Consider the following 25,785-nt stretch of genomic DNA (forward strand, 5'->3'; position numbering starts at 1 on the left):
TAAAGAAGAGGGAAAGGCGAAACCATGAAATACAGCGAACTCTTTTGCCAAAGTAATTATAGCTTTCTTTGCGGAGCCTCCTCTCCTGCAGAACTTGTCACAACGGCGTCTTTTCTTGGCTATGACGCGCTTGCCATTACAGATGAGTGCTCAGTAGCGGGAGTCGTACGGGCTTTCGATGAAATTAAGCATCAGGGTCTGCCTATTAAGCTTATCGTTGGCAGTTACTTTGTATTCGATGACACTTTATCTTTTGTACTGCTGTGCCCGAACAAACCAGCCTACAGTGAACTGTGCCGAATTATAACTAACGCCAGGCGTCGCTCTGAGAAAGGTGAATATCAACTAGCTGAGTGGGACTTGCGTACCATTCGCCATTGCAAATTCATTTGGTTACCAAGCGGCAAAGAAGCCCACGACAAGCATTGGGCTGAATGGCTGCAAAAACACCCTAGTATTGATGCCTATATTGGCGCTCAGCGCCTATTAGACGGGCAGGATCATCAGAGGTTTGCGCACTACAACCATTTACAGTCTGCCTACTCCTTTCCGGTTATTGCCTGTACAGGTGTACTCATGCATCACGCTGACAGGCTACCGCTTCAACATGTTTTACATGCTACACAACAGCATACCAGTGTAGATAATATAGGCCGGGAAGCATTGAGTAACGCAGAACGTAGTCTGCGAACCGTACAAAAAACTAAGAAGCTTTACCCTGAGAAATGGATAGCCAATACCAATGCCCTAGCCCAGGTATTCACGTTTTCTTTAGAAGAGTTGCGCTATCACTATCCTTCGGAACTGGTGCCACAGGGCTATACACCCACATCGTATTTACGGGAGCGCGTAGAAGCCGGTATTAAAGTACGCTTTCCTGAAGGTATAACCTCTGAAATTCGCCAAATTATAGAAAAAGAACTAACACTTATTGCCGAACAAGAATACGAGTATTTCTTTTTAACCATTTACGACATTGTTCAATTTGCTAAGCAGCAGCGTATTTTGTACCAAGGACGAGGGTCGGCAGCTAACTCTGTAGTGTGCTATTGCCTAGAGATAACGGCTGTAGATCCAAGGCAAATAAGCGTACTGTTCGAGCGTTTCATATCTAAAGAACGTAACGAGCCGCCCGATATTGATGTGGATTTCGAGCATCAGCGCCGTGAAGAGATTATTCAATATATTTATCAAAAATACGGCAGAGAAAGAACCGCTATCGCGGCTACCGTTATTTGCTACCGCTTTAAATCAGCGTTTAAAGATGTAGGTAAAGCACTTGGTTTTAGCGAGTCACAACTTGATTTTGTAGTTAAACAAATCAATCGCCGAGACAGTGTTATTCCGTGGAAGTCTCAGCTAGCGGGGCTTGGGTTAAACCCTGAGGAGCCTAGAGTACAGCAGTTAATTACCCTTACCGAAGCTTTACTGGGTACGCCCCGACATTTATCGCAGCATGTAGGCGGTTTTGTTATTAGCGCAGGGCCGCTCTACGATCTCGTTCCTGTTGAAAACGCCGCGATGGAAGACCGCACTATTATTCAGTGGGATAAGGACGACATTGAAACCTTAGGTCTATTAAAAGTGGATGTACTCGCGCTTGGGATGTTAAGCGCTATTCGTCGTGCATTTTCTCTTATCAACAAGCAATATCCGGTTGAAACCAGTATTCCATTTATTACTAAGCTTGGAGATGACAAACAAGTTTTCGATATGATTTGTCGTGCCGATACCGTAGGCGTTTTTCAAATAGAATCACGGGCTCAGATGTCTATGCTGCCAAGGTTAAAGCCCCGCCGTTATTACGATTTGGTCGTACAAATAGCCATTGTACGGCCAGGTCCAATTCAGGGTGATATGGTTCACCCTTATTTGATACGCCGACACGGTAACGAAACCATTAGCTACCCATCTAAAGATGTGGAGAAAGTTCTGTCTCGCACTATGGGCGTGCCTATCTTTCAAGAGCAAGTGATTCAGCTTGCCATGGTTGCAGCAGGCTTTAGTGGCGGAGAAGCCGACCAACTGCGTCGCGCAATGGCGAGCTGGAAAAAAGACGGTAGAATTTTTGAGTTCAGAGACAAGCTTATTAAGGGGATGACGGATAAAGGCTATGACAGTACGTTCGCCCACAACTTATTTGAACAAATAAAAGGCTTTGCAGGTTACGGCTTTCCTGAATCTCATTCGGCATCTTTTGCAGTATTAGCTTATGTGTCTTGCTGGCTGAAGTTTTACTTCCCCGCCGAATTTTACGTGGCGCTGTTAAATAGCTGGCCCATGGGGTTTTATTCTCCTTCTCAGTTAGTTCAAGATGCTAAGCGTCATCATATACGGGTAGAGGCGCCCTGCGTGAACCAGTCAAACGCAGAGCACACTTTGGTTGTAAAAGGCCAAGAAAAGTACATTCAGCTTGGTCTTAAGCTTATTAAGGGTTTAAGTGAAGCGTCGTTTCAGATTATTGTTCAAAACCGTTCAGATGAAGGCTACACCAACGTTGAACAGTTACAGCAGCTATCGATAAAAAGTAATGAACTAGAGGCACTTGCCAGCGCAGATGCACTTCGTACTATTTCAGGGAACCGGTACGAAACCCGCTGGCGAATTATGGATACACAAACGCGTTTACCGCTATTTGATACCGATGATTTTTATGCAGATAAAAGTGCCGCAACCCTTGACGCTAAACCCTCTGAAGCAGAAAACTTACTTGAAGATTATGCCTCGACAGGCTTGTCTGTAAATAACCATCCTATTTCATTGCTTAGGCAGCAACATGAGCTTAAAGACATAAGCTGGTCAAATTCACTTAAAGACAAAAAAAATAAGTCTGTAATTAAAGTACTTGGGGCAGTAACTGGTCGACAGGCCCCAGGCACTGCCGCAGGCGTCACCTTTCTGACCTTAGAAGATGATATAGGCAATATAAATGTTGTGGTATGGCAAGCTACCGCTCGTGCTCAACAACAAACATTTTTAAAAGCTAAACTATTACAGGTAAATGGTATTATTGAACGCTCCAAAGAGGGAGTTATTCATATCATCGCAGGTAAGCTTATTGATCGGACGCCGTGGCTCGAAAAGCTGTCATTAAGTTCAAGAGATTTTCACTGAGTATTTTACACCCGCAAAACGATAAATTATGGTGTATAGATACGCGATTTATTTTTGTATTAAAAAACTTCCTCTCAAGGAAATGCTTCAAAGATAATTTATTTGTATATTGTAAATTGCTGTAGTCATTTTGGAGTTTAGAATGATGCGATGTATTGGGCTTTTCATTGGCTGTTTGTTTAGCCTTAATATTTATGCAGATAAATATGTGATTGGCGCACAAAACTTAGCTTATTTCCCCCATTACGATTTTGCATCATCAACAGATAAAGGGGTTGCCTGGTCAATTTTAGAAGCTTTTTCTGAAGCTTCGGGACACGAGTTTGTGTATTTAAGCTTGCCTATAAGACGGCTTCAACTCGAGTTAGTTAAAGGTAATGTTGACTTTGTATACCCTGATAATAGAGGCTGGTATAACAGCATTACCACTTCAAATGACAAGTACTTTTCCCTCCCATTAACCAGCGCAGTAACGGGGACAATTGTAAAACGACAGAACGCTGGGAAAGGCATCGAAAAAATAAAAAACCTCGCCATGCCGTTAGGCTTCACACCGGTAAATTGGCAAGAAAGAATAGACACTCAACGTACCCAAATAACTTGGGTTACGGATATTCAACAAGGCTTGGCGCTTTTGTACCAAGAACGTGTAGACGGGTTAGATTTAGAGTATTTCGTTAGCCAGCGATCTGCTCCTCTATCATATGAGCAAGACGCATTTACTTTAGATTTGACACTTCCACATAATGAAATTCCTTTTTCCCTGTCTACGCTTTATCATCAAGACATTATTAATGAACTTAATAAGTTCATATCCTCAAATCCAGAATTAATTGATAGCATAAAAACAAAATACGGAATAACCCCGATTGAGAAATTGTCTCAGCAGCTTCTTAACGAACAAGGATTGGAAATTGAAGAGGTTTGGAAATAATAAAAACGCGCTATGGAAACCCTTGTAAAAACTTCAATAATGTCAGTAAAGTAGACTTTCTAAAACTAAAGCCCCACTAATTCTAGAGCCCTATCCGACTGAAATAGCGGCTTTTTTTTGATTGGATAATTTTTTGCTTGTTGATCATCAGATCAAGGAGCAATCATGAAACAGTTATCACTACTTTTATTTTCTTTTTTAATCATTTTTACCGCTAATAGCGCGCAGGCAAGGCAAACTGTCAGTGTAGACTATATGCACGGATTTGATGATATCGACGGTATGCGCTTCGCATACAGACCACTTGAACAAACATTAGCGACAGATTGGTTTGGCGACATAAAGCTTTACTGGGAAGTGAGCGCGGTTGTTTGGGAATATGGCGAGAACGATACGCACAGTACAAGTTATGGCGCATCACTGACTCCTGTTTTTATGAAACAGGTAACCACACTATATGACAAGTATCCTGTATATATAGAAGCAGGTATTGGCGCAAGCTACATTGGCGATCAAAAAGTGGCTGGTAAAGATATTGGATCTAACTACCAATTTGAAGACAGATTAGGTGTGTTTGTAGAGATCGATAAAAAACAACACGTTGCTCTGCGTTACATGCACTTTTCAAACGGCGGCTTTAACAACAACAACCCCGGATTAGACTTCCTAAACCTATCCTACGCCTACCACTTTTAAAGAAATGGGGTCAGAGTACATTTTTGCACTGCAAATAACGACGCTAGGCTGTGTTGTTACACTGTTAAGATCATTTATTCAAAAAAGTACACTGACCCCATTATTCTATATTCAAGCTGACTTGTCCCTCGGCCTCTTTATGATAAGGAAATAGAGGCTTCAGGCTGCCCATAAAATGGGATGGAAAAACTTTGGGGTCAGAGTACATTTTCATTCCGCAATCATTGGGTCAAGGGCTGTTTTGATTTCGAGGAGTATTAGAAGTATTAATGTACTCTGACCCCTTTTTGATGTTTTAAAGGGGGAAGATTGGGGATTAATGTACTCTGACCCCATTTTTTTGTTTCTTCCAGACGCAAAAAACCCGCCGTTAGGCGGGTTTTTCTTAATGGGACCTGGCAGTGTCCTACTCTCACATGGGGAAACCCCACACTACCATCGGCGCTAATACGTTTCACTTCTGAGTTCGGAATGGGTCAGGTGGTACCGTATCGCTATGGCTGCCAGGAAAAACTGGTTTGCAGTAGCGTTTACTGCGTAAAGCTGAGAACTCTCAACTTCACTAAATTCTGTGAGCTCGCATATAAAATGCTGTAGCTTCTATATAAAGCAAAAAACCCGCCGTTAGGCGGGTTCTTCTTAATGGGACCTGGCAGTGTCCTACTCTCACATGGGGAAGCCCCACACTACCATCGGCGCTAATACGTTTCACTTCTGAGTTCGGAATGGAGTCAGGTGGTACCGTATCGCTATGGCTGCCAGGAAAAACTGGTAACAATTTGGGAAAGATAATATTAATTCAATCAGTGAGTAACTACTTTTCACTCTACTTTCTGCTCATTTTTCAGAGCTTAGCTTGTCTACAACACGCAAAAGCCTAAAGCTTTTTGGGCGTTGTATGGTTAAGCCTCTCGGGCAATTAGTACAGGTTAGCTTAACGCCTTACAACGCTTCCACACCCTGCCTATCAACGTCATCGTCTATAACAACCCTTCCAGAACTTAAAGTTCAGGGATGACTCATCTTTGGGCCGGCTTCCCGCTTAGATGCTTTCAGCGGTTATCCGTTCCGAACATAGCTACCGGGCAATGCGATTGGCATCACAACCCGAACACCAGCGGTTCGTCCACTCCGGTCCTCTCGTACTAGGAGCAGCTCCCATCAATCATCCAACGCCCACACCAGATAGGGACCGAACTGTCTCACGACGTTCTAAACCCAGCTCGCGTACCACTTTAAATGGCGAACAGCCATACCCTTGGGACCGACTTCAGCCCCAGGATGTGATGAGCCGACATCGAGGTGCCAAACACCGCCGTCGATATGAACTCTTGGGCGGTATCAGCCTGTTATCCCCGGAGTACCTTTTATCCGTTGAGCGATGGCCCTTCCATACAGAACCACCGGATCACTATGACCTACTTTCGTACCTGCTCGACGTGTCTGTCTCGCAGTTAAGCTAGCTTATGCCATTGCACTAACCTCACGATGTCCGACCGTGATTAGCTAACCTTCGTGCTCCTCCGTTACTATTTGGGAGGAGACCGCCCCAGTCAAACTACCCACCAGACACTGTCCACAACCCCGATTAGGGGCCAATGTTAGAACATCAAACATACAAGGGTGGTATTTCAAGGACGGCTCCACACAATCTAGCGACTGTGCTTCAAAGCCTCCCACCTATCCTACACATGTAGGTTCAATGTTCAGTGCCAAGCTGTAGTAAAGGTTCACGGGGTCTTTCCGTCTAGGTGCGGGTACACAGCATCTTCACTGCGATTTCAATTTCACTGAGTCTCGGGTGGAGACAGCGTGGCCATGGTTACACCATTCGTGCAGGTCGGAACTTACCCGACAAGGAATTTCGCTACCTTAGGACCGTTATAGTTACGGCCGCCGTTTACCGGGGCTTCGATCAAGAGCTTCGTCCGAAAACTAACCCCATCAATTAACCTTCCGGCACCGGGCAGGTGTCACACCCTATACGTCCTCTTACGAGTTTGCAGAGTGCTGTGTTTTTAATAAACAGTCCCAGCCACCTGGTCACTGCGGCCTCCATTTGCTTACCACGCGAGGTGTTCACAAACAGAGGCGTACCTTCTCCCGAAGTTACGGTACAATTTTGCCGAGTTCCTTCACCCGAGTTCTCTCAAGCGCCTTAGTATTCTCTACCTGACCACCTGTGTCGGTTTGGGGTACGGTTCATATAATCATAAGTTTAGAAGCTTTTCCTGGAAGCAGGGCATCAACAACTTCACTCCCTTGGGAGCTCGTCTCGTGTCTCGGCCTTGAAAACCCGGATTTACCTAAGTCTTCAGCCTACGCACTTTCACTTGGACAACCAACGCCAAGCTTGCCTAGCCTTCTCCGTCCCTCCATCACTGATTATATAAGTACGGGAATATTAACCCGTTTCCCATCGACTACGCATTTCTGCCTCGCCTTAGGGGCCGACTTACCCTGCCCTGATTAGCATGGGACAGGAAACCTTGGTCTTCCGGCGTGGGAGTTTTTCACTCCCATTATCGTTACTCATGTCAGCATTCGCACTTGTGATATGTCCAGCAAGCTTTACAACTCACCTTCATCCACTTACACAACGCTCCCCTACCCAGCATGTAAACATGCTGCCGCAGCTTCGGTATATTGCTTAGCCCCGTTACATCTTCCGCGCAGGCCGACTCGACTAGTGAGCTATTACGCTTTCTTTAAAGGGTGGCTGCTTCTAAGCCAACCTCCTAGCTGTCTATGCCTTCCCACATCGTTTCCCACTTAGCAATATTTTGGGACCTTAGCTGGCGGTCTGGGTTGTTTCCCTCTCCACGACGGACGTTAGCACCCGCCGTGTGTCTCCCGGATAGTTCTCATTGGTATTCGGAGTTTGCAAAGGGTTGGTAAGTCGGGATGACCCCCTAGCCTTAACAGTGCTCTACCCCCAATGGAATTCGTCCGAGGCTCTACCTAAATAGATTTCGGGGAGAACCAGCTATCTCCCGGTTTGATTGGCCTTTCACCCCCAGCCACAAGTCATCCCCTAACTTTTCAACGTTAGTGGGTTCGGTCCTCCAGTTGATGTTACTCAACCTTCAACCTGCTCATGGCTAGATCACCGGGTTTCGGGTCTATACCTAGCAACTAAACGCGCAGTTAACACTCGCTTTCGCTACGGCTCCGCTATTCGCTTAACCTTGCTACTAAATATAAGTCGCTGACCCATTATACAAAAGGTACGCAGTCACCCCGAAGGGCTCCCACTGCTTGTACGTATACGGTTTCAGGTTCTATTTCACTCCCCTCACAGGGGTTCTTTTCGCCTTTCCCTCACGGTACTGGTTCACTATCGGTCAGTTAGGAGTATTTAGCCTTGGAGGATGGTCCCCCCATATTCAGTCAAGATAACACGTGTCCCGACCTACTCGATTTCACTGTAAAGATTGCGTCGTGTACAGGGCTATCACCTTGTATCGCTCCTCTTCCCAAAGGATTCCACTACATTCAATACAGCTTAAGGGCTGTTCCCCGTTCGCTCGCCGCTACTAGGGGAATCTCAATTGATTTCTTTTCCTAAGGGTACTTAGATGTTTCAGTTCCCCTCGTTCGCCTCGTTACACTATGTATTCATGTAACGATACCTGTAAACAGGTGGGTTTCCCCATTCGGACATCTGTGGCTCAAATGCATTTTGTCGGCTCACCACAGCTTTTCGCAGACTTACACGTCCTTCATCGCCTCTAACTGCCAAGGCATCCACCGTATACGCTTCGTCACTTAACCATACAACCCCAAACAGCCTTTTGACTTCTGTCTAAGTTATGTCGTATGCATGACAAGCTAATCGGAAGAATTGCCTTGCTATCAATAAATTGATAACAAGCAATTCAGTCAAGTAGAGTAAAAAGTCATCTTTCGATTTCTCAGTTACTCAATTTTGATTGATTACTATTAATATCAGCTTTCCAAATTGTTAAAGAACATAGTGCTTAATTCAAAACACTTAGGTTTGATCTTAAATCAAAGCTAAGGGCTTTTATTTAAGTCATCTTTAAATATAAACAAAACAATCTGTGTAGGCACTGCATCAAGTGCGTCTATCGACGTAATGGTAAGGAGGTGATCCAACCCCAGGTTCCCCTAGGGTTACCTTGTTACGACTTCACCCCAGTCATGAAACACAAAGTGGTAATCGTCCTCCCGAAGGTTAGACTAACTACTTCTTTTGCATCCCACTCCCATGGTGTGACGGGCGGTGTGTACAAGGCCCGGGAACGTATTCACCGCAGTATTCTGACCTGCGATTACTAGCGATTCCGACTTCATGGAGTCGAGTTGCAGACTCCAATCCGGACTACGACATTCTTTAAGGGGTCCGCTCCACATCACTGTCTCGCTTCCCTCTGTAAATGCCATTGTAGCACGTGTGTAGCCCTACACGTAAGGGCCATGATGACTTGACGTCGTCCCCACCTTCCTCCGGTTTGTCACCGGCAGTCTCCTTAGAGTGCCCAACTTAAGGCTGGCAACTAAGGACAAGGGTTGCGCTCGTTGCGGGACTTAACCCAACATCTCACGACACGAGCTGACGACAGCCATGCAGCACCTGTGTCAGAGTTCCCGAAGGCACCAATCTATCTCTAGAAAGTTCTCTGCATGTCAAGTGTAGGTAAGGTTCTTCGCGTTGCATCGAATTAAACCACATGCTCCACCGCTTGTGCGGGCCCCCGTCAATTCATTTGAGTTTTAACCTTGCGGCCGTACTCCCCAGGCGGTCTACTTAGCGCGTTAGCTTCGCTACTCACGACTTAAAGTCACAAACAGCTAGTAGACAGCGTTTACGGTGTGGACTACCAGGGTATCTAATCCTGTTCGCTACCCACACTTTCGCACATGAGCGTCAGTCTTTGGCCAGGGAGTCGCCTTCGCCACTGATGTTCCTCCAGATATCTACGCATTTCACCGCTACACCTGGAATTCCACTCCCCTCTCCAAGACTCTAGTCTGCCAGTTCTAAATGACCATCCCAGGTTGAGCCCGGGGCTTTCACATCTAGCTTAACAAACCGCCTGCGTGCGCTTTACGCCCAGTAATTCCGATTAACGCTCGCACCCTCCGTATTACCGCGGCTGCTGGCACGGAGTTAGCCGGTGCTTCTTCTGTTGTTAACGTCACGGCTAGCAGGTATTAACTACTAACTTTTCCTCACAACTGAAAGTGCTTTACAACCCGAAGGCCTTCTTCACACACGCGGCATGGCTGCATCAGGGTTTCCCCCATTGTGCAATATTCCCCACTGCTGCCTCCCGTAGGAGTCTGGGCCGTGTCTCAGTCCCAGTGTGGCTGATCTTCCTCTCAGAACAGCTAGAGATCGTCGCCTTGGTAAGCCTTTACCTTACCAACTAGCTAATCTCACTTGGGCCTCTCTTTGCGCCGGAGCCGAAGCCCCGTTTGGTCCGTAGACATTATGCGGTATTAGCAGTCGTTTCCAACTGTTATCCCCCTCGCAAAGGCAAGTTCCCAAGCATTACTCACCCGTCCGCCACTCGTCATCTTCTAGCAAGCTAGAAATGTTACCGTTCGACTTGCATGTGTTAGGCCTGCCGCCAGCGTTCAATCTGAGCCATGATCAAACTCTTCAATTAAATATATCGAAATATGAATCGTCGTTGTGACACTCTTAACGAGTGCCCACACAGATTGTCTTGTCTAAATTTTTAAAGAACGTTGCGACTTCGTCGCAATTCACTAGAAGCCGTTGCTTCTTAGTGACTCACCCTGTTCGAGTGAGGTGCGCATTATACGCTGGAAGTTTTCAGTGTCAACACTTTTTGAAAATTTATTTTCGAAAGCGCTTCTTCTAAACTCCCGTCTTTACTGGCCTATAAAGGTAGTAGAGACTTACTTCAGAAGGGTTGCTGTTTTGCTTTTCCCCCGAAGCGGATGCGCATTTTAGGGAAATGAGCGCTCACGTCAACACTTATTTTAAAAAAAGTGTCATATTGGCTTTGAACGCTCAAAATACCAACTACTTCCAGTATTTTAGCTTATTCCTTAACCTGAACTTGCGCCACAGGTTAAGCGGCTTAGCTTTTATCTTACCTTTATAGTTACTATTAAAGTCATCGACTGCATCTAAAATACGTTCGCAATTACGTCCATCTCTATAGGCTTCATGATAATGGGCTAAGTCATTAACCTCTTTCATTAATGATGCTGGTCGCGTCAACGCAGTTTCGATGACGTTTTCTACTTCGCTTACTTCTGTGACATTAAGTAAATGTTGTCCAGGGTTTGTATTGCGATAAGTGACAACAGGTTTGTTCATCATCATAAACTCTAAAATTATAGAGCTGCTGTCACACAACATGACATCTGATTGCTGAAAGTCTTCAAGACGCACATTATCGACAAAGGTAACGTTACTATTTTCATCTGCCAAAGCACGGTATCTATTTAATAGTGCTTGATCGTTGAGTTTAGGATGAAATGTTAAACGCCAATTCCATTTCTTTTCTTTCACTAACTTACTTATTGTGTCGACAAGTATAGGAGCAGAGGTAATGCCTTTAGAAAAAGTGGTGGCGTAGAGAATAGTGGGAACATCGTTTTCCTTCTTATGTGAAGAAAAGTAGTCATCCACTTTAGCCAAACCTGTTTGGTACACTTTAAAAAACTGATGTTTTACCTCAAGCTGCTTGAAATACTCTGTGCTACTTGGCCCCTGAGTACAGTACATATCAAACCACCCACGAATAGAGAAGTGATAGATGATATTTCCACACGCAAATATGGCTAAGGGGTTGTATTCAACAACATCATTAATAGTGTGAAGACGAATTTCATCAGGCTTCAAAAGATCGGGACATTTTCCTTCCAAAAACCACGCTACTTCGTCACCTCTAGCCCTAATGGCCTCTTGTAGTGGTCTATAAATAGGATACGCATAGGAAAGGGCAGTGAAAAATACATAGCGCTAGGGCATTACAACGTCTCGATAAATTCTATTAGCAAGCTACATTATCATTTTTCTCCTTGTGATTTACTACCCTCCTCTTCGCGTGTTGCAATGTAAGGATAGTTACCTGTTGCTTAAAGCATTACAGGTAGGCTCTGTAACCACCCTATCAGTACCAACTCATCTATATTGCTGTTAAAGTTTGCGTAATTCACTTTCTGCATAGTTTATATGAGTGTGTAATGTATAAATCGATTGATAGTTTTAAAGGTGTTTCTCCTACATTAGGAGAGAAAGTCTATGTTGATGACTCGGCAAGAATCGTCGGTGATGTAGTTTTAGAAGATGATGCGAGTATTTGGCCGCTGGTTGCTGCACGCGGTGACGTGAACAAAATTCGTATTGGTGCCCGTTCTAATGTTCAAGATGGCAGTGTTTTACACGTTACCCGTAAATCTGAGAAAAACCCCAACGGCTTCCCACTTATTATTGGTGAGGACGTTACCGTTGGGCATAAGTGTATGCTGCATGGCTGCCAATTGGGTAATCGTATTCTGGTCGGTATGGGCGCTATTGTAATGGATGGCGTTGTTGTTGAAGACGATGTGTTCATTGGCGCAGGTACATTAGTACCTCCAAACAAAAGATTAGAAAGCGGATTTCTTTACGTTGGAAACCCCATGCAAAAGAAAAGGCCACTCAACGACGCTGAATTGGCATTTCTAAAACAGTCTGCCGTTAACTATGTTGTATTGAAAAATGAGTACCTTGAAGAAGCGAACTAGTTTCGCTTCTCACTTTGCTCAACAATATCTCTAACCTGTTTCACAATGTCCGAGGTATCGGGGCGCTTTTGTGTCCATATATAGAAAGCTTCTGCCGCTTGCTCAACCAGCATCCCTAACCCATCTATTTGCGTACTGACACCTAGTTCGGCCGCATCTCTCATAAAGCGCGTAGGTGAATTTTTATAAACCATGTCGTAAACCACTTCACAGTGTTCTAAAACACCATCGTTCAAACTACACGGCAACTCATTACTTAAACTAGCGGCTGTTGAATTGATAATAATATGAGGTGCTATCGTTGCGATATCTTCAAGGGACACCACCTGCACTTTAGCGTTAGACGTGGCGCTTGCGACTTCTTCAGCTTTTGCTTTGGTTCTGTTCGCAATAGTCAGTGAAGCAGCACCCGCTTTTAACAACGGAGAAATAACGCCTCGGGCTGCGCCGCCGGCACCGATAAGCAACACGCGTTTGCCCTTAATTTCCACTCCACTATTAAGTAAATCATTTACCAACCCCACACCATCTGTGTTGAACCCCAGCAGTTCACCGCTGTCACCATTCATTAGAGTATTAACAGCTTGTGCATCTTTAGCTGCTTGGTCATCTACCTTTGCTAAGTTAAAGGCATCAAGCTTAAAAGGCATGGTAACATTGCAGCCTACAGCACCTTCTTGAGCTAAAAACGCTTTAGCAGCTTCAACAAAACCATCTTCAGGCGCAAGTATCTTTTCATAAGAAATCTTTTCTCCAACTTGATCTGCAAACATTTGATGAATAGTTGGTGATAAACTCTGTGCAATAGGATTTCCGAATACAGCGAATTTTTTCATGGGAATACGAGACTTATTTAATATAAAGAAGAAAAGCGATAGTCGTGCTTCGCAGAGTACACCATATGAGCGTATAGGTGGAGAGGAGAAAGTACGGGAATTAGCAAATACGTTTTACGACATTATGGAGACCGACCCATTAGCCAATGAACTACTTGCTATTCACCCTCAGCCATTAGACAGAATTCGCCATGTATTCTTTTTATATTTAAGCTTATGGCTGGGTGGTCCTGATGATTATCAGCAGCAATTTGGCCACCCGCGTCTACGTGCACGCCACCTTCCCTACACCGTAACACCAGAGTTAAAGGCCCAGTGGATGTATTGTATGCGAAAAGCCATGTTTAAAACGGTTGAAGATATCGCCTTAGCTCAACAGTTACTTGATGCACTCGATCAACTTGCCAATCACATGGTGAATACAAAATAAAAAAGCGCGTTGAAAAGATTAACCTTTTAACGCGCAAGTCCCCTGTTACTGTCTACGCTCTTGTTGGCGTATAAAGTAGTGCAATTGTGAAAGCTTCAACTGTTAGGTTTAGGCTTTAGAAGGTGTAACCTACCGATATCGTATATACCCAAGGATCTATTTCAATATCACTCACCTTTCCAGCAGCATCACCTACTTTAAAGGTGGCTTCTGTATCAATATCAATAAATCGAACCGATGCATTGATGTGCCATTTGGTATCTATTTGGTAATCCATTCCCACCTGTGCTGATAAGCCAAATGAATTATCAAGCGATAGGTCGCTTAAGCCAGCTGTTTCATTCGCACCTGTAAACCCTTCATCAAAGATAAAGGTGTAGTTGATACCTGCACCAATGTACGGCTGAAATGCAGAGCTGGCATCATTAAAATAGTAGTTTGCGGTAAGCGTAGGTGGAAGGTGTGTAACTTCACCAAGCTGATTCCCTGTGCCTAGAGGGTCTGCCACAGAAAAGTTCACGTCGTGCTTAAAGGGCGTTGCGGCAAGCAGCTCGATATTAATATTATCGGTAATAAAGTACGCTACATTTAAACCTAGTTGAGTATCGTTATCGATATTAAGGGCCACGCCAAGATCAGTTCCACCCGCTACGATGTTAGAAGTCGATTCGTCAGGAGCAACGGTAGTAAGACCGCCACGAACAATCCAGTCGCCCTGTTGATGAGCGTTAGCTAAAGGTGAAAGTGCAGCAAGTGTAAGGCAAAGTGCAGATGCAGATAAAAAGTGTTTGCGCATGATGTGTCTCTTTTGTGTTTAACTAAGATGACGCTACTTTACGCCCTTGGTTAAGAGAAACATTGATCCAGCGCAAGCTTGATAACTCACTGAAACAAAGATGATATTCGGACTTGATTCAGATCAAAACACGCCGTATGTTCATTTCACACGGCGTGTTTTGTAATTGATGACTTTAGTTAAAACAGTAGAAGCGACCTTACTGCGTTAAATTCACCAGTCAGTAGGCTTTAACCAGTCAGTTAACTTAGCTTCAGCGCTACCCGGTGCCGGCGTATAGCAATACTCCCAGCGGGCTAAGGGCGGCATCGACATTAAAATAGACTCTGTGCGCCCTCCGGTTTGTAATCCAAACAGGGTACCGCGGTCGAATACTAGATTGAATTCGACGTAGCGACCTCGGCGATAAAGTTGGAAATCACGCTCTCTTTCACCAAAGTCGGTTTGCTTACGGCGTTCAACAATAGGAACGTAAGCATCGATGAAACCATTGCCTACCGCCTGCATAAATGCAAATGACTGTTCAAAGCCCAGTTCGTTCAGGTCGTCAAAGAACAACCCTCCCACGCCGCGAGTTTCGTTTCGATGTTTTAAATAAAAATAGTCGTCACACCACTTTTTATACTTAGGGTATACATTATCGCCAAACGGCTTACATAATTTCTTTGCAGTATCATGCCAGTGCACAACATCATCTTTGAACGGATAAAACGGCGTTAAGTCAAAACCACCGCCAAACCACCAGATAGGTGCTTCACCTTCTTTTTCCGCAATAAAAAAGCGAACATTAGCGTGTGACGTTGGGATATACGGGTTATGTGGGTGAATAACAAGTGATACGCCCATTGCCTGAAAGTTTCTTCCCGCAAGCTCAGGACGATTTGCCGTTGCTGATGCAGGCATTTGACTGCCAAACACGTGAGAAAAGTTAACGCCGCCCTGCTCAATCACCGCACCGTTTTTTAAGACTCGAGAGCGACCACCTCCCCCTTCTTCACGCTGCCAACTGTCTTCGACAAACTGACCTTTCCCGTCGGCGAGCTCGAGGGTTTGGCAAATGGTGTCCTGCAGCCCTAGTAGATAGCTTTTTACTTGTTCGATTACTTCAGCGGCATTTTTACCGTCCAGTAATTCTGCTGACGTCATGCTCTTATTACCTCTGCTGTGTCACCATCGCGAATGGTACTGGGTTTAGTTGCACCGCCTACTGCACCGTCAACGTAGAAGACGGAATCAGCGAATACGGCTTTTGCTTCTTCAGTGGTGATGGCTGGCGGTTGACCGGTTAAGTTAGCGCTTGTAGAAACTAACGGTTTACCTAACTTGTTGCACAGCTCTAGTACTACTGGATGATTAGTTACACGCACAGCTATTTTATTATGCTTGCCGGTTAACCAAACCGGCGCCGATGACGACTTAGGTAATAGCCAAGTATTAGGGCCTGGCCAGCTAGAGAAAATATCGGTGCGTCGGTGTGGTCGTATGGCGTTGTCGTTGACATAGGGCAATAGCTGACTGTAATTGGCAGCTATTAAAATAACGCCCTTTTCTACCGGTCGTTGTTTTATCTCTAACAACGCATTTACCGCTGCTTCGTTGTCCGGGTCACATCCAATGCCCATTACCGCTTCGGTTGGATAAACGATTAAACTTCCCGCTTCAAAAGCGGCAACAACAGGGTCTACTTCAGACGAATTAGCCTCAACGGGGGTAAACGTGTTTACGTTCCCATTTTGGATATCAGACATGGTTTTAATCTCTACGTATAGTTCTTCGTATAATTACTTTTTATAGCCGCAAGCCGGCTGAGGACACTGTAACTGCCCCTTTTTGTCTATCAATACTCCCCAACCGCAGTCTGGGCAGCTTTCATTAACCGGCGTGAAATTTAGCACATATCGACATTGTGGATAATGGTTGCACGCAAAAAACTGTTTGCCGTATTTGTTAGTACGCGAGATTAGATGCCCTTTCTTACACTTTGGACAATCCACCAAAGTATCTTCTTTTTCTTTAATGGGCTCTATGTGATGGCATGAAGGAAAATTTGTACAGCCGATAAACATGCCAAACCGCCCTTTCTTTATGGCTAAGTCGGATGCGCATTCAGGGCAGGCTACACCGTCTAAGGTTTTCAGTATGGTGGTTTGTTTATCGTGAAGTGGCTTACTAAAGCTACATTCCGGATAGCCCGCACACCCGATAAAAGGGCCGGATTTACTGTTCTTTATATGAAGAGGTTTACCGCACTCGGGGCAATCTCCGAAATTATCATCGAGAGCATGCTCGTGCGCTGAAAAAAGTGAGTGGTCTATTTTAGACATGTATTAGACGTTAAGGCCTTAACGCGCTGTGATTCACAGCGCATTTTGTAAGTAAAGATTTAAGTATCGGTGACTACGACTACACTAATGCAGCACGCCATCTGGCTCTTCGAACAAAAGATCTTCCATTTGTTCGTAGGCTTTCTCTTTGCCAGGTACGTTGAATAGTACCATTAGCACAACCCACTTGAGGTCTTCTAAACAGAATTCATTGGAATCGATTTCCATTACCCGATCTATCACCATTTCACGTGTAGACGCATCTAGTACATTAACCTGTTCTAAGAACATAAGAAAACCACGACATTCCACATCTAAACGCATCTGTTCTTCGTGGGTGTAGATACGGCTTAAGCTAGTGCTAATCCCTTTACACAAGTACGGCTTGATATCCGTTTCTTGAAGAGCCGCTAGCTTCTCTAACCAAGCGAGGGCTTTATAAATCTCATCGTGATGGAAACCTGCACGCACAAGTTCTTCCGTTAATTCGTCTTGATCAACACGAATTTCCGTTTCACTGTGAATGAAGTTTTCAAACAGATACATGAGGATATCGAACATATTATTTTCCCCTCAATTTAACGTAACCACCAGGGACAGCGGCTACTAAACCACGCAACTCATATTCTAATAAAGATGCCATTGCTTGCGATACAGATAAGGCATTGCGCTGGGCTATAACATCAATAGCGGTGATGTCATAATCCACACTAGCTAATAATTTATCGGTTGCCAAGCTATTCGCTGCACTTTTTTCGTTGGGCTCGTTTACATCCAAGCTCAGTTGTTCAGGCTGAAAACTAATTTCATCAAGAATATCGTTAATATTAATTACTAATTTGGCGCCCTGCTGGATTAACCAATGGCAGCCTTCAGAGTACGCGTGAAAGATACTACCAGGTACAGCGAATACTTCTCGTCCCAAATCTGCGGCCAAATTCGCAGTTATCAAGGTACCGCTCTTAATTTTTGCCTCTACCACTAAAGTTCCAAGTGATAACGACGCGATAATTCTATTTCGCCTAGGGAAATGCCAGGGTTTAGGGCCTACACCAGGGAAGAACTCTGTCACCAATGCCCCCTGGCACTCAATAATTTCTTCAGCCAATGAAAGGTTTTTCGTTGGATAACAATTATCTGGCCCCGTACCCATAACTGCAATTGTTCCGCCCTTTTCTTTCATGCTTCCTTTATGTGCCGCGCCATCTATTCCCGATGCGAGCCCACTCGTAACCGTTACACCATTGGCAGACAAGCCCTTTGCAAAATTTTCAGCAATAGACTTCCCATGAATGCTTGCTCGTCTGCTTCCAACAATGGCCACTTGTGGCGCACTGAGCAATGAGCTTTCGCCCTCAACAAACAAAACCAATGGAGGGTTACTTAACTGCTTTAATCTTTTTGGGTAAAAGGGTGATTCAATAGATATTATGGACCGGCTAGCCTCTCTTTCGAGCCATTTAATTGCTCGCCCCACCCGCGAAGGTGACATTTTTGTTGTCAACGCTTGAATATGCGGAAAATCAGATTGGTGCTGATATAAATCTAATGGTTTTATACCTGAAGCTACAATAGCATCAAGCCATTTTTTGCTTGGTATTGAGTGTGCAGAGGCAAAATTCAACCAAGCAAGATCTTGTTCGGTTAGCGTTTGAGATGATGCTGAAGTATTTTTAGAAATAAAAGGCGTCATTGCCGCTCCTGATAGTAAGCGGCAATGAAACTTTTAAGGGTTAAGGGTTAGCAACTATATTACCGCGCTTGACACCTTTACTCGCTCGCGTAATTAAACCATAACTTGCCGCATTAAAGGTTTTAAACACTATTAACTCACCAATTTTAAGTGCTGGTTGATGAACCGTATTAATAAACAAGTCACCTTTAGCACCGGGCTCATCAGTATAGCGAGGGTTCTCTTCGTTAATTATTGAAGGCCCCTGAGCGTATATACCCATAACTGTACCTGGCTCAACTTGATTGCTACCCAAGTCCAATATCACGACGTCGTATCTTCCAAGTAAATCATGATCGTGAAGATCGCCAATCACAGCACCACGAGTGCTAGTAGCTGCTTTGAGCTCGAAGCTTTCAGGGTGTTCAAAACCTCCAGATAACAGCTTGTCACCGCGTCTTGCTTCTTGGTTTACAGTATCGATGTAAAGCAAGATAGCGTCTTCCGATTCACCTTCTTTTATGACGTCTGCTGTCGAAATATGAGTCGCCTGAATACCCAGCACATTTCCTTTAAGGTCGGTAATGGTATCGTGCTTTCTTACTACTCTGTACTGTTCCTCAGTACTGTTTTGTTTTTGACCTAAAACAAAATCGTTAGAAGAGAAAACAATATTGCCATCGCCATTACCAAGCACGCGCGGCAACATTTCATATGCAGCTTCGTCAATAATAGTGTGCTGTTTAATAAAAGGGGCAATAGTTTCCCAAGCCAGTACATCAATAGGGTTTGGTTTTACTCTTTTATCTGCGTTTGGTGATAAATTGAAGGAGGGTTTGTCTCGTTGAACTGACAATACAGGTTTGCCATCAACGATAGTAAGAACAATCACATCTCCTGGATAAATTAAGTGAGGGTTCTCTATTTGAGTGTTGGTACGCCATAGTTCAGGCCATAACCAAGGCTCACTTAAAAATACGCTTGAAATACCCCAAAGCGTATCTCCCTTTTTTACTGTGTAAGTTTTTGGCGCATCATCCTTGAGTTGAAGCGCAAGTGCGGGTAGCGCAAATAGCATGCATAGTGCTATCGCTAACGGTCTACGAATTTTACTGAATCGCATTTTGAATTTTACCACCTCTAATACACTCCCTGCTGTTTATTGTTGTTTTTCCAGACAACATTACTATATCAGTACATCTATTTAATATTAAAGGCTTTAGTAAAAAACTGCACGAAAGCCTCGATATAAGTTAGAATAATAACCCAAATCTTTATGTAAAGCGTGCTAATAAATTGATCGTATACCAATTTATACAGCGAAAAGGTGAAATGATAGGCCATGGCAATTTTAGACGTATTAAGCTTTCCTGATGAACGTCTTCGCACGGTAGCTAAGCCGGTTGAAGAAGTTAACGACGAAATTAAACAATTGGTATCGGACATGTTCGATACCATGAAAGACGAGAACGGTATTGGCCTTGCTGCAACGCAAGTTAACCGTCATGTTCAAGTTGTTGTAATGGACGTATCGGAAGATCAAAACGAGCCACGCGTATTTATAAACCCTGAAATTACTCGCAAAGATGGTTCAACTATTAGCGAAGAAGGTTGCTTGTCTGTTCCAGGTAACTACGCCAAAGTTGAGCGCGCAGAAGCGATAACTGTTAAGGCGCTAGACCAAAACGGCGAGACTTTTGAGCTAGATGCTGAGGGCCTGCTGGCTATCTGCATTCAGCATGAGTTGGACCATTTAAAAGGTAAACTGTTTATTGATTACCTTTCACCACTTAAACGCCAGCGTATTCGTAAAAAGCTTGAGAAAGAAGCGCGTCTTGCTGCAAAAGCATAAGGTATAACGTGACAACTCCATTAAAAGTGATTTTTGCCGGTACTCCGGATTTCGCAGCTAAGCACTTATCAGCGTTGCTAGAAACTGAGCACGATGTTATCGCTGTTTACACTCAGCCAGATAGACCCGCTGGGCGTGGTAAAAAGCTTACAGCTAGTCCGGTTAAAGTGCTAGCCGAAGAAAATGCCATTCCTGTGTATCAGCCTCAGTCGTTAAAAGCGCCAGAGGCACAGGAAGAGTTAGCCTTGCTAAAGGCCGATTTAATGGTGGTGGTTGCTTATGGCTTAATATTGCCTACAGCAGTATTAAATGCGCCTAAGCTAGGATGCATTAACGTTCACGGCTCTATTCTGCCCAAATGGCGCGGGGCTGCTCCAATCCAGCGCGCTATATGGGCGGGTGACGCTGAGACTGGCGTAACCATAATGCAAATGGATGAAGGCTTAGATACGGGAGATATGCTGCATATCGCAACATTACCCATTGCATCTAAAGATACCAGCGCCACCTTATATGAAAAGCTTGCAGAGCTAGGGCCACAAGCGTTGGTAGACGTCGTTAATGCGTTTGATAGTTACACGCCCACCAAACAAGACGACTCTCAAGCGACCTACGCTAAAAAACTATCCAAAGAAGAAGCGCTTATCAATTGGGCAGACGATGCCGAGCAAATAGAACGAAACATTCGCGCCTTCAACCCTTGGCCAGTAGCGTGGATGAAGGTCGAAAATCAGAACGTTAAAGTATGGTCTGCTAGCGTTGTGCCGTTAGAAAAAGACGTTGAGCCAGGTACTGTAGTTAGTGCCAATAAAGAAGGCATTACTATCGCTACCGGGCGCGATGCACTTTGCATCACATCACTTCAAATTCCAGGTAAAAAGGCGCTACCAGCGTCAGACGTTATCAATGCTCGCCAAACGTGGTTTGAAGTGGGTCGTTGTCTGACACAAGCGGACTAAACGTGAAACCATTACCCCTTCCCAAGCAAAAAAACCTGCGCGCAGATTGTGCGTGGGTCATTTATCAAATTTTAGAGCAAGGCAAATCATCGCGTGAATGCTTAGAACGCGTTCAGCGCAGACACAACGCCAAAGATAACGCATGGATTCAAGAAATGTCGTTAGGGGTAATGCGTCGCCTTCCCCTTTTGCAACACTGGCTACGCTCTTTGCTAGATAGACCCTTAAAGGGAAATAAAAAGGTTATTGAGCACCTTATACTTCTTGGCTTGTACCAGCTTAACTTTTCACGTGTTAGTAACCATGCTGCAGTAGGTGAAACCGTTGCTGCAGCGTCTTATTTAAATGCAGCAGCGCTTAAAGGCTTGGTAAATGCGGTATTACGCAATTTTCAGCGAGAGAACCTTGCCGACAAAAACGTTGACGATGCCATTATAAACAGCGGTTTACCTAAGTGGCTGTTTAAGGCAATAGAAAACGCCTATGGCGCCGATGCCGACCAAGTGCGTAGCGAAACTAACGCTATGGCTCCCATCTGGCTTCGTGTAAATAAGCTGCAAACAACATTGGCAGCATTCACCGAGGCGCTAGATAGTGTTGGCGTAGAATATACCCTTAGCGACAATCACGCAGATGCAGTAATTCTGGCTAAACGTGAAGACATTACGTCCCTGCCTGGCTTTGATAAAGGGCACTTTGCGGTGCAAGACGGTGCAGCTCAATTAGCCGCACACTACTTACAGCCACAAGCAAATGAGCGTATTTTAGATTGTTGCGCTGCACCAGGTGGTAAAACCGGGCATATTGTAGAATGCGAACCGAATACTAAGTACGTGCTGGCACTTGATGCCGACGCTACACGCCTAAAACGCGTAGAAGAAAACATGACGCGCCTTAAACACGTTGTGGATATTAAGCAGGGTGATGCAGCTAATCCAGAAACTTGGTGGGACGGAAAGCCCTTCGATAGAATATTACTGGATGCCCCCTGCTCTGCTACTGGCGTTATACGACGCCACCCAGATATTCGCTGGCTTCGAAAATCCAATGACATCGACAATTTAGCGCAGCTACAACGCCGCATATTAGATACGCTGTGGGGCCTATTAAAACCAGGCGGCACCTTGCTTTATGCAACCTGTTCTATTTTACCAAAAGAGAACATGGCGCAAATACAGCAGTTTCTAGCCGACACGCCAAACGCCAAGTTATCGCCTGTAGTGAAAACAGAAACCATAGATAAACCTGGACGTCAGATAACGCCGGGGGAAGAACAAATGGATGGTTTCTATTATGCGAGGCTGGTAAAGTCGTCAGACTAAGTTTAATAGTTGTGCAGGTTACATAGTTATGGCCTGCACAGATATGAAGGCAAAATAATAACGATGAAGATCATCATTTTAGGGGCCGGACAAGTAGGCGGAACTCTTGCTGAAAACCTAGTAGGTGAAAATAACGAAATTACCGTTATTGACTCTGACCCCACTATTCTGCGCGCGCTGCAAGACCGTCTTGATTTGCAGGTTGTTACAGGTGTGGGTTCACACCCTGATGTATTGCGCAAAGCCGGTGCGGAAGATGCTGATATGCTGATAGCCGTAACCAATAGTGATGAAAGCAACATGCTTGCCTGTCAGGTTGCCTATAGCCTTTTCAAAACGCCCACAAAAATTGCCCGCGTACGCTCAGAACAATACATTATTTACCAAGAGCAGCTATATAAGCAGCAAGACATTCCGGTAGACCACATTATTGCCCCAGAGCAACTGGTAACCAAGGCAATTAAACGCCTTATCGATTATCCCGGTGCCCTTCAGGTTGTTGAGTTCGCAGAAGGCAAGGCAAGCTTGGTAGCCGTTAAAGCCTATTACGGCGGCTTATTGGTAGGCCACGCGTTATCTGCACTTAAAGATCACATGCCTAATGTGGAAACCAGGGTTGCAGCTATTTACCGTCGCGGCCGTCCTATTCGTCCACTGGGCACGACGGTTATAGAAGCAGACGACGAAGTATTCTTTATTGCCGCTACCAAGCACATTCGTGCAGTTATGAGTGAGCTTCAAAAGCTGGAGTCTAGCTACAAGCGAATTATGATAGCCGGCGGAGGTTTAATTGGCGCAGGGTTAGCGAAGAAGCTTGAACACAATCATAACGTTAAGCTTATTGAATACAGCCCAGAGCGGGCAAAGTATTTATCTGCCAACTTAGATAAAACCATTGTCTTCAGTGGTGACGCGTCTGATCCTGAATTACTCAGCGAAGAGAATATCGAACAGGTCGATGCCTTCATTGCGGTTACCAACGATGATGAAGCGAATATTATGTCGGCCATGCTGGCAAAGCGTATGGGCGCGCAAAAAGCCATGGTGCTTATTCAGCGAAGTGCTTACGTAGATCTCGTTCAGGGTGGCGAGATAGACATTGCGTTTTCACCACAACAAGCCACTATTTCGGCACTACTTACGCACGTGCGCCGTGGTGACATTGTTAACGTTTACTCATTACGTCGTGGCGCGGCAGAGGCTATTGAAGCCATTGCCCATGGCGATGAAAACACGTCTAAAGTGGTTGGCAGACAAATTGGCGATATTAAGCTACCTCCAGGTACGACTATCGGTGCTATTGTTCGCGACGAACAGGTGATTATTGCTCATAGTGATACCAAGATAGAAGCTAACGATCACGTTATTTTGTTCTTGGTGGATAAGAAGTACATCAATGATGTAGAAAAGCTGTTCCAGCCTAGTGCATTCTTCTTTGGCTAGCGCTAAGCCTCTCTTTATTGGCGCTTTGCAAAGATATCTGAGTACAGTGATTCGAATATAGACTTATAGAACAAAGGGCGATAATTATCGCCCTTTGTTTTAGCTTGTTCTAAACCCTGCGGTTGAACAACGCCTTCAATTCTAGATATTAGCTTCGCCAGAACGTAGGCGAGAATAGTACCAGTAATGAAAAGACTTCTAGTCGACCAAACACCATACCCGTTACTAGGATCCATTTGCCTGCATCAGTTACATCGGCATAGTTTGCTGCCACACTGCCAAGGCCCGGGCCCAAGTTATTTAGCATGGCCGCGGTTGCAGTAAAAGCACTGAGGTTATCTAAACCTGTAGCAATTAGGCCTATCATTATTACCACAAATACTACGGCGTAAGCCGAGAAAAAACCCCATACAGCTTCTACCACTCTGTCGGGCATAGCACGGTCGCCAAACTTAACACTGTACACGGCTTTAGGGTGGATAAGTCTGTCTACTTCACGCTTGCCTTGTAAAAACAATAAGCACACACGTACTACCTTCAAGCCACCACCTGTGGAGCTGGCGCAACCGCCTATGAAGCTAGAAAAAATAAGCATTATGGGTAAAAACGTAGGCCATACAGAAAAGTCAGTAGTGGCGAATCCGGCCGTCGTGCTAATAGACACGGCCTGAATCATAGCCTGATCTAAGGCTTGCTCAGCGGAACTATAGTAGCCTGATAGCGTTAGCACTAGAAAGCAAATACCGATTAGCGACGCTTGGATAATAAAGAAGGCTTTGAACTCTGGATCTTTAAAGTAGCCTTTCACTGAGCGTGAACTTACCGCGGCGTAGTGCAGTGAGAAATTCAGCGCAGCAATAAGCAAAAAGACCGTACAAACCACGTTTACCATGGGACTGTTAAAGTACCCTAAGCTCGCATCATGGTTAGAAAACCCTCCAATGGCTACGGTTGAGAATGCATGACATATAGCATCAAATACATTCATACCTGAAAGCCAATATGCACCCGCGCATGCAATGGTGATAGTTAGGTAGATATACCATAGGTGCTTTGCCGTATCGGCAATACGCGGCGTCATCTTGTTATCTTTAACCGGGCCAGGCGTTTCTGCTCGATACAGCTGCATGCCCCCAACACCAAGAATAGGAAGTATGGCAACAGCAAGTACAATGATACCCATACCGCCTAGCCACTGAAGCTGCTGGCGGTAAAACTGCACTGAATGTGGAAGAAAGTCTATCCCTTCAATCACCGTAGCACCTGTGGTCGTCAGGCCAGAAAACGATTCAAAAAAAGCATCGGTAACTGTCATGCTAGGTTGCTCAAGCAAGATAAGCGGTATTGCACCCACGCTTGCCAGTACAGACCAAAATAGCGCGACTATCAAAAACCCTTCTCGCGCCCTTAAGTCATTTTTTTGCTGACGATTGGGGTACCACAAGGCCATACCGCCAATAACACAGAATATAAAAGCGAGAGTGAAAGGAAGACCGCTGCCATCTTGATAAATCAACGACACAATAGCGGGTGGGATCATGGTTACGCTAAAAAGCGCTATTAGTAACCCGAGTATTCGTATGATGGCACGGTAGTGCATTGTTTATGATGCCTTTATTTTTATAGCGCGCATAAGGGCTTAAGTACCCTAGTTTTAATGTTTTTTGAACTGA

19 protein-coding genes and 4 rRNA genes are annotated in these 25,785 nt (G+C 44.8%); 9 read left to right on the top strand and 14 right to left on the bottom strand.

Annotation, left to right across the window (positions count from 1 at the left end):
* Positions 1 to 24 precede the first annotated feature (24 nt).
* The 3 genes from ACXAFM_RS09140 (at position 25) to ACXAFM_RS09150 (ending at position 4,744) form a co-directional block, all read left to right on the top strand.
* Positions 25 to 3,114 (top strand): error-prone DNA polymerase, encoded by a 3,090-nt coding sequence (locus ACXAFM_RS09140; protein ID WP_474834320.1) that lies wholly within the window; start codon positions 25 to 27, stop codon positions 3,112 to 3,114.
* 142 nt (positions 3,115 to 3,256) lie between these two features.
* Positions 3,257 to 4,048, top strand: a complete 792-nt coding sequence (locus ACXAFM_RS09145; protein ID WP_474828845.1) for a hypothetical protein — start codon at positions 3,257 to 3,259, stop codon at positions 4,046 to 4,048.
* A 165-nt stretch (positions 4,049 to 4,213) separates the two neighbouring features.
* Positions 4,214 to 4,744, top strand: coding sequence for an acyloxyacyl hydrolase (locus tag ACXAFM_RS09150; protein WP_474828847.1), 531 nt, complete (start codon positions 4,214 to 4,216; stop codon positions 4,742 to 4,744).
* 393 nt (positions 4,745 to 5,137) lie between these two features.
* Here ACXAFM_RS09150 and rrf (ACXAFM_RS09155) read toward each other — a convergent pair.
* The 5 genes from rrf (ACXAFM_RS09155) to ACXAFM_RS09175 form a co-directional block, all read right to left on the bottom strand.
* Positions 5,138 to 5,252 (bottom strand): 5S ribosomal RNA (gene rrf, locus ACXAFM_RS09155).
* A 139-nt stretch (positions 5,253 to 5,391) separates the two neighbouring features.
* Positions 5,392 to 5,507: ribosomal RNA gene (rrf, locus tag ACXAFM_RS09160) — 5S ribosomal RNA — on the bottom strand.
* Between the two features lie 135 nt (positions 5,508 to 5,642).
* Positions 5,643 to 8,518 (bottom strand): 23S ribosomal RNA (locus tag ACXAFM_RS09165).
* 329 nt (positions 8,519 to 8,847) lie between these two features.
* Positions 8,848 to 10,380 (bottom strand): 16S ribosomal RNA (locus ACXAFM_RS09170).
* The 16S, 23S and 5S rRNA genes sit together here, the layout of an rRNA operon.
* A 383-nt stretch (positions 10,381 to 10,763) precedes the next feature.
* Positions 10,764 to 11,591 (bottom strand): UDP-N-acetylglucosamine 2-epimerase, encoded by an 828-nt coding sequence (locus ACXAFM_RS09175; protein ID WP_474828849.1) that lies wholly within the window; start codon positions 11,589 to 11,591, stop codon positions 10,764 to 10,766.
* A gap of 344 nt (positions 11,592 to 11,935) precedes the next feature.
* On the opposite strand from ACXAFM_RS09175, the gene ACXAFM_RS09180 reads away from it, so the two are divergent.
* The gene (locus ACXAFM_RS09180; protein WP_474828851.1) at positions 11,936 to 12,478 is read left to right on the top strand and encodes a gamma carbonic anhydrase family protein; all 543 of its coding nucleotides are present in this window, start codon (positions 11,936 to 11,938) and stop codon (positions 12,476 to 12,478) included.
* Here the strand turns inward: ACXAFM_RS09180 and aroE are convergent.
* Positions 12,475 to 13,314, bottom strand: coding sequence for a shikimate dehydrogenase (gene aroE / locus ACXAFM_RS09185; protein ID WP_474828853.1), 840 nt, complete (start codon positions 13,312 to 13,314; stop codon positions 12,475 to 12,477). The two genes, ACXAFM_RS09180 and aroE, sit on opposite strands and share 4 nt — an antisense overlap.
* On the opposite strand from aroE, the gene ACXAFM_RS09190 reads away from it, so the two are divergent.
* Positions 13,313 to 13,744, top strand: coding sequence for a group II truncated hemoglobin (locus ACXAFM_RS09190; protein ID WP_474828855.1), 432 nt, complete (start codon positions 13,313 to 13,315; stop codon positions 13,742 to 13,744). The genes aroE and ACXAFM_RS09190 overlap by 2 nt on opposite strands.
* A 115-nt stretch (positions 13,745 to 13,859) precedes the next feature.
* Here ACXAFM_RS09190 and ACXAFM_RS09195 read toward each other — a convergent pair whose 3' ends face one another.
* The 7 genes from ACXAFM_RS09195 to ACXAFM_RS09225 all read right to left on the bottom strand — a co-directional run bounded on the left by ACXAFM_RS09195 (position 13,860) and on the right by ACXAFM_RS09225 (position 19,659).
* Complete coding sequence (locus ACXAFM_RS09195) at positions 13,860 to 14,540, bottom strand: OmpW family outer membrane protein (protein WP_474828857.1); 681 nt, start codon at positions 14,538 to 14,540, stop codon at positions 13,860 to 13,862.
* A 213-nt stretch (positions 14,541 to 14,753) separates the two neighbouring features.
* Positions 14,754 to 15,686: an oxygen-dependent coproporphyrinogen oxidase gene (gene hemF / locus ACXAFM_RS09200; RefSeq protein WP_474828858.1), complete on the bottom strand. Its 933-nt coding sequence runs from the start codon at positions 15,684 to 15,686 to the stop codon at positions 14,754 to 14,756.
* A complete protein-coding gene (tsaC, locus tag ACXAFM_RS09205; RefSeq protein ID WP_474828860.1) occupies positions 15,683 to 16,288 on the bottom strand; it encodes an L-threonylcarbamoyladenylate synthase type 1 TsaC in 606 nt (201 codons plus the stop codon). Before tsaC ends, hemF begins: the two co-directional genes overlap by 4 nt.
* A 33-nt stretch (positions 16,289 to 16,321) precedes the next feature.
* A complete protein-coding gene (locus ACXAFM_RS09210; RefSeq protein WP_474828862.1) occupies positions 16,322 to 16,864 on the bottom strand; it encodes a DNA topoisomerase family protein in 543 nt (180 codons plus the stop codon).
* A gap of 84 nt (positions 16,865 to 16,948) precedes the next feature.
* Positions 16,949 to 17,425: a DUF494 family protein gene (locus ACXAFM_RS09215; protein WP_474828864.1), complete on the bottom strand. Its 477-nt coding sequence runs from the start codon at positions 17,423 to 17,425 to the stop codon at positions 16,949 to 16,951.
* A 1-nt stretch (position 17,426) separates the two neighbouring features.
* Positions 17,427 to 18,557: a DNA-processing protein DprA gene (dprA, locus tag ACXAFM_RS09220; protein WP_474828866.1), complete on the bottom strand. Its 1,131-nt coding sequence runs from the start codon at positions 18,555 to 18,557 to the stop codon at positions 17,427 to 17,429.
* 40 nt (positions 18,558 to 18,597) lie between these two features.
* Positions 18,598 to 19,659, bottom strand: a complete 1,062-nt coding sequence (locus ACXAFM_RS09225) for a LysM peptidoglycan-binding domain-containing protein (RefSeq protein ID WP_474828868.1) — start codon at positions 19,657 to 19,659, stop codon at positions 18,598 to 18,600.
* A 219-nt stretch (positions 19,660 to 19,878) separates the two neighbouring features.
* Here ACXAFM_RS09225 and def point away from each other — a divergent pair, with 219 nt between their 5' ends.
* The 4 genes from def to trkA all read left to right on the top strand — a co-directional run bounded on the left by def (position 19,879) and on the right by trkA (position 24,112).
* A complete protein-coding gene (gene def / locus ACXAFM_RS09230; RefSeq protein ID WP_474828870.1) occupies positions 19,879 to 20,388 on the top strand; it encodes a peptide deformylase in 510 nt (169 codons plus the stop codon).
* A gap of 8 nt (positions 20,389 to 20,396) precedes the next feature.
* Complete coding sequence (fmt, locus tag ACXAFM_RS09235) at positions 20,397 to 21,347, top strand: methionyl-tRNA formyltransferase (RefSeq protein WP_474828871.1); 951 nt, start codon at positions 20,397 to 20,399, stop codon at positions 21,345 to 21,347.
* A gap of 2 nt (positions 21,348 to 21,349) precedes the next feature.
* Positions 21,350 to 22,669: a 16S rRNA (cytosine(967)-C(5))-methyltransferase RsmB gene (gene rsmB, locus ACXAFM_RS09240; protein ID WP_474828873.1), complete on the top strand. Its 1,320-nt coding sequence runs from the start codon at positions 21,350 to 21,352 to the stop codon at positions 22,667 to 22,669.
* A 63-nt stretch (positions 22,670 to 22,732) separates the two neighbouring features.
* Entirely contained in the window at positions 22,733 to 24,112 is a 1,380-nt protein-coding gene (trkA, locus tag ACXAFM_RS09245) for a Trk system potassium transporter TrkA (protein ID WP_136782368.1), read from the top strand.
* Between the two features lie 148 nt (positions 24,113 to 24,260).
* On the opposite strand, the gene ACXAFM_RS09250 is transcribed toward trkA, so the two are convergent.
* Positions 24,261 to 25,712 carry a TrkH family potassium uptake protein gene (locus ACXAFM_RS09250; protein ID WP_474803290.1) on the bottom strand — a complete coding sequence of 484 codons (1,452 nt, stop codon included), beginning with the start codon at positions 25,710 to 25,712 and terminating at the stop codon, positions 24,261 to 24,263.
* Between the last annotated feature and the right edge of the window lie 73 nt (positions 25,713 to 25,785).

Source organism: Alteromonas sp. ABD4_190 (assembly GCF_056160105.1).

Excerpts from the sequence above, each read along its gene's own strand:
- ACXAFM_RS09140 (WP_474834320.1), top strand. The coding sequence starts at position 25 with ATGAAATACAGCGAACTCTTTTGCCAAAGTAATTATAGCTTTCTTTGC.
- ACXAFM_RS09145 (WP_474828845.1), top strand. The coding sequence starts at position 3,257 with ATGATGCGATGTATTGGGCTTTTCATTGGCTGTTTGTTTAGCCTTAAT.
- ACXAFM_RS09150 (WP_474828847.1), top strand. The coding sequence starts at position 4,214 with ATGAAACAGTTATCACTACTTTTATTTTCTTTTTTAATCATTTTTACC.
- ACXAFM_RS09180 (WP_474828851.1), top strand. The coding sequence starts at position 11,936 with ATGTATAAATCGATTGATAGTTTTAAAGGTGTTTCTCCTACATTAGGA.
- ACXAFM_RS09190 (WP_474828855.1), top strand. The coding sequence starts at position 13,313 with ATGGGAATACGAGACTTATTTAATATAAAGAAGAAAAGCGATAGTCGT.
- aroE (WP_474828853.1), bottom strand. The coding sequence starts at position 13,314 with ATGAAAAAATTCGCTGTATTCGGAAATCCTATTGCACAGAGTTTATCA.
- ACXAFM_RS09195 (WP_474828857.1), bottom strand. The coding sequence starts at position 14,540 with ATGCGCAAACACTTTTTATCTGCATCTGCACTTTGCCTTACACTTGCT.
- hemF (WP_474828858.1), bottom strand. The coding sequence starts at position 15,686 with ATGACGTCAGCAGAATTACTGGACGGTAAAAATGCCGCTGAAGTAATC.
- tsaC (WP_474828860.1), bottom strand. The coding sequence starts at position 16,288 with ATGTCTGATATCCAAAATGGGAACGTAAACACGTTTACCCCCGTTGAG.
- ACXAFM_RS09210 (WP_474828862.1), bottom strand. The coding sequence starts at position 16,864 with ATGTCTAAAATAGACCACTCACTTTTTTCAGCGCACGAGCATGCTCTC.
- ACXAFM_RS09215 (WP_474828864.1), bottom strand. The coding sequence starts at position 17,425 with ATGTTCGATATCCTCATGTATCTGTTTGAAAACTTCATTCACAGTGAA.
- dprA (WP_474828866.1), bottom strand. The coding sequence starts at position 18,557 with ATGACGCCTTTTATTTCTAAAAATACTTCAGCATCATCTCAAACGCTA.
- ACXAFM_RS09225 (WP_474828868.1), bottom strand. The coding sequence starts at position 19,659 with ATGCGATTCAGTAAAATTCGTAGACCGTTAGCGATAGCACTATGCATG.
- def (WP_474828870.1), top strand. The coding sequence starts at position 19,879 with ATGGCAATTTTAGACGTATTAAGCTTTCCTGATGAACGTCTTCGCACG.
- trkA (WP_136782368.1), top strand. The coding sequence starts at position 22,733 with ATGAAGATCATCATTTTAGGGGCCGGACAAGTAGGCGGAACTCTTGCT.
- ACXAFM_RS09250 (WP_474803290.1), bottom strand. The coding sequence starts at position 25,712 with ATGCACTACCGTGCCATCATACGAATACTCGGGTTACTAATAGCGCTT.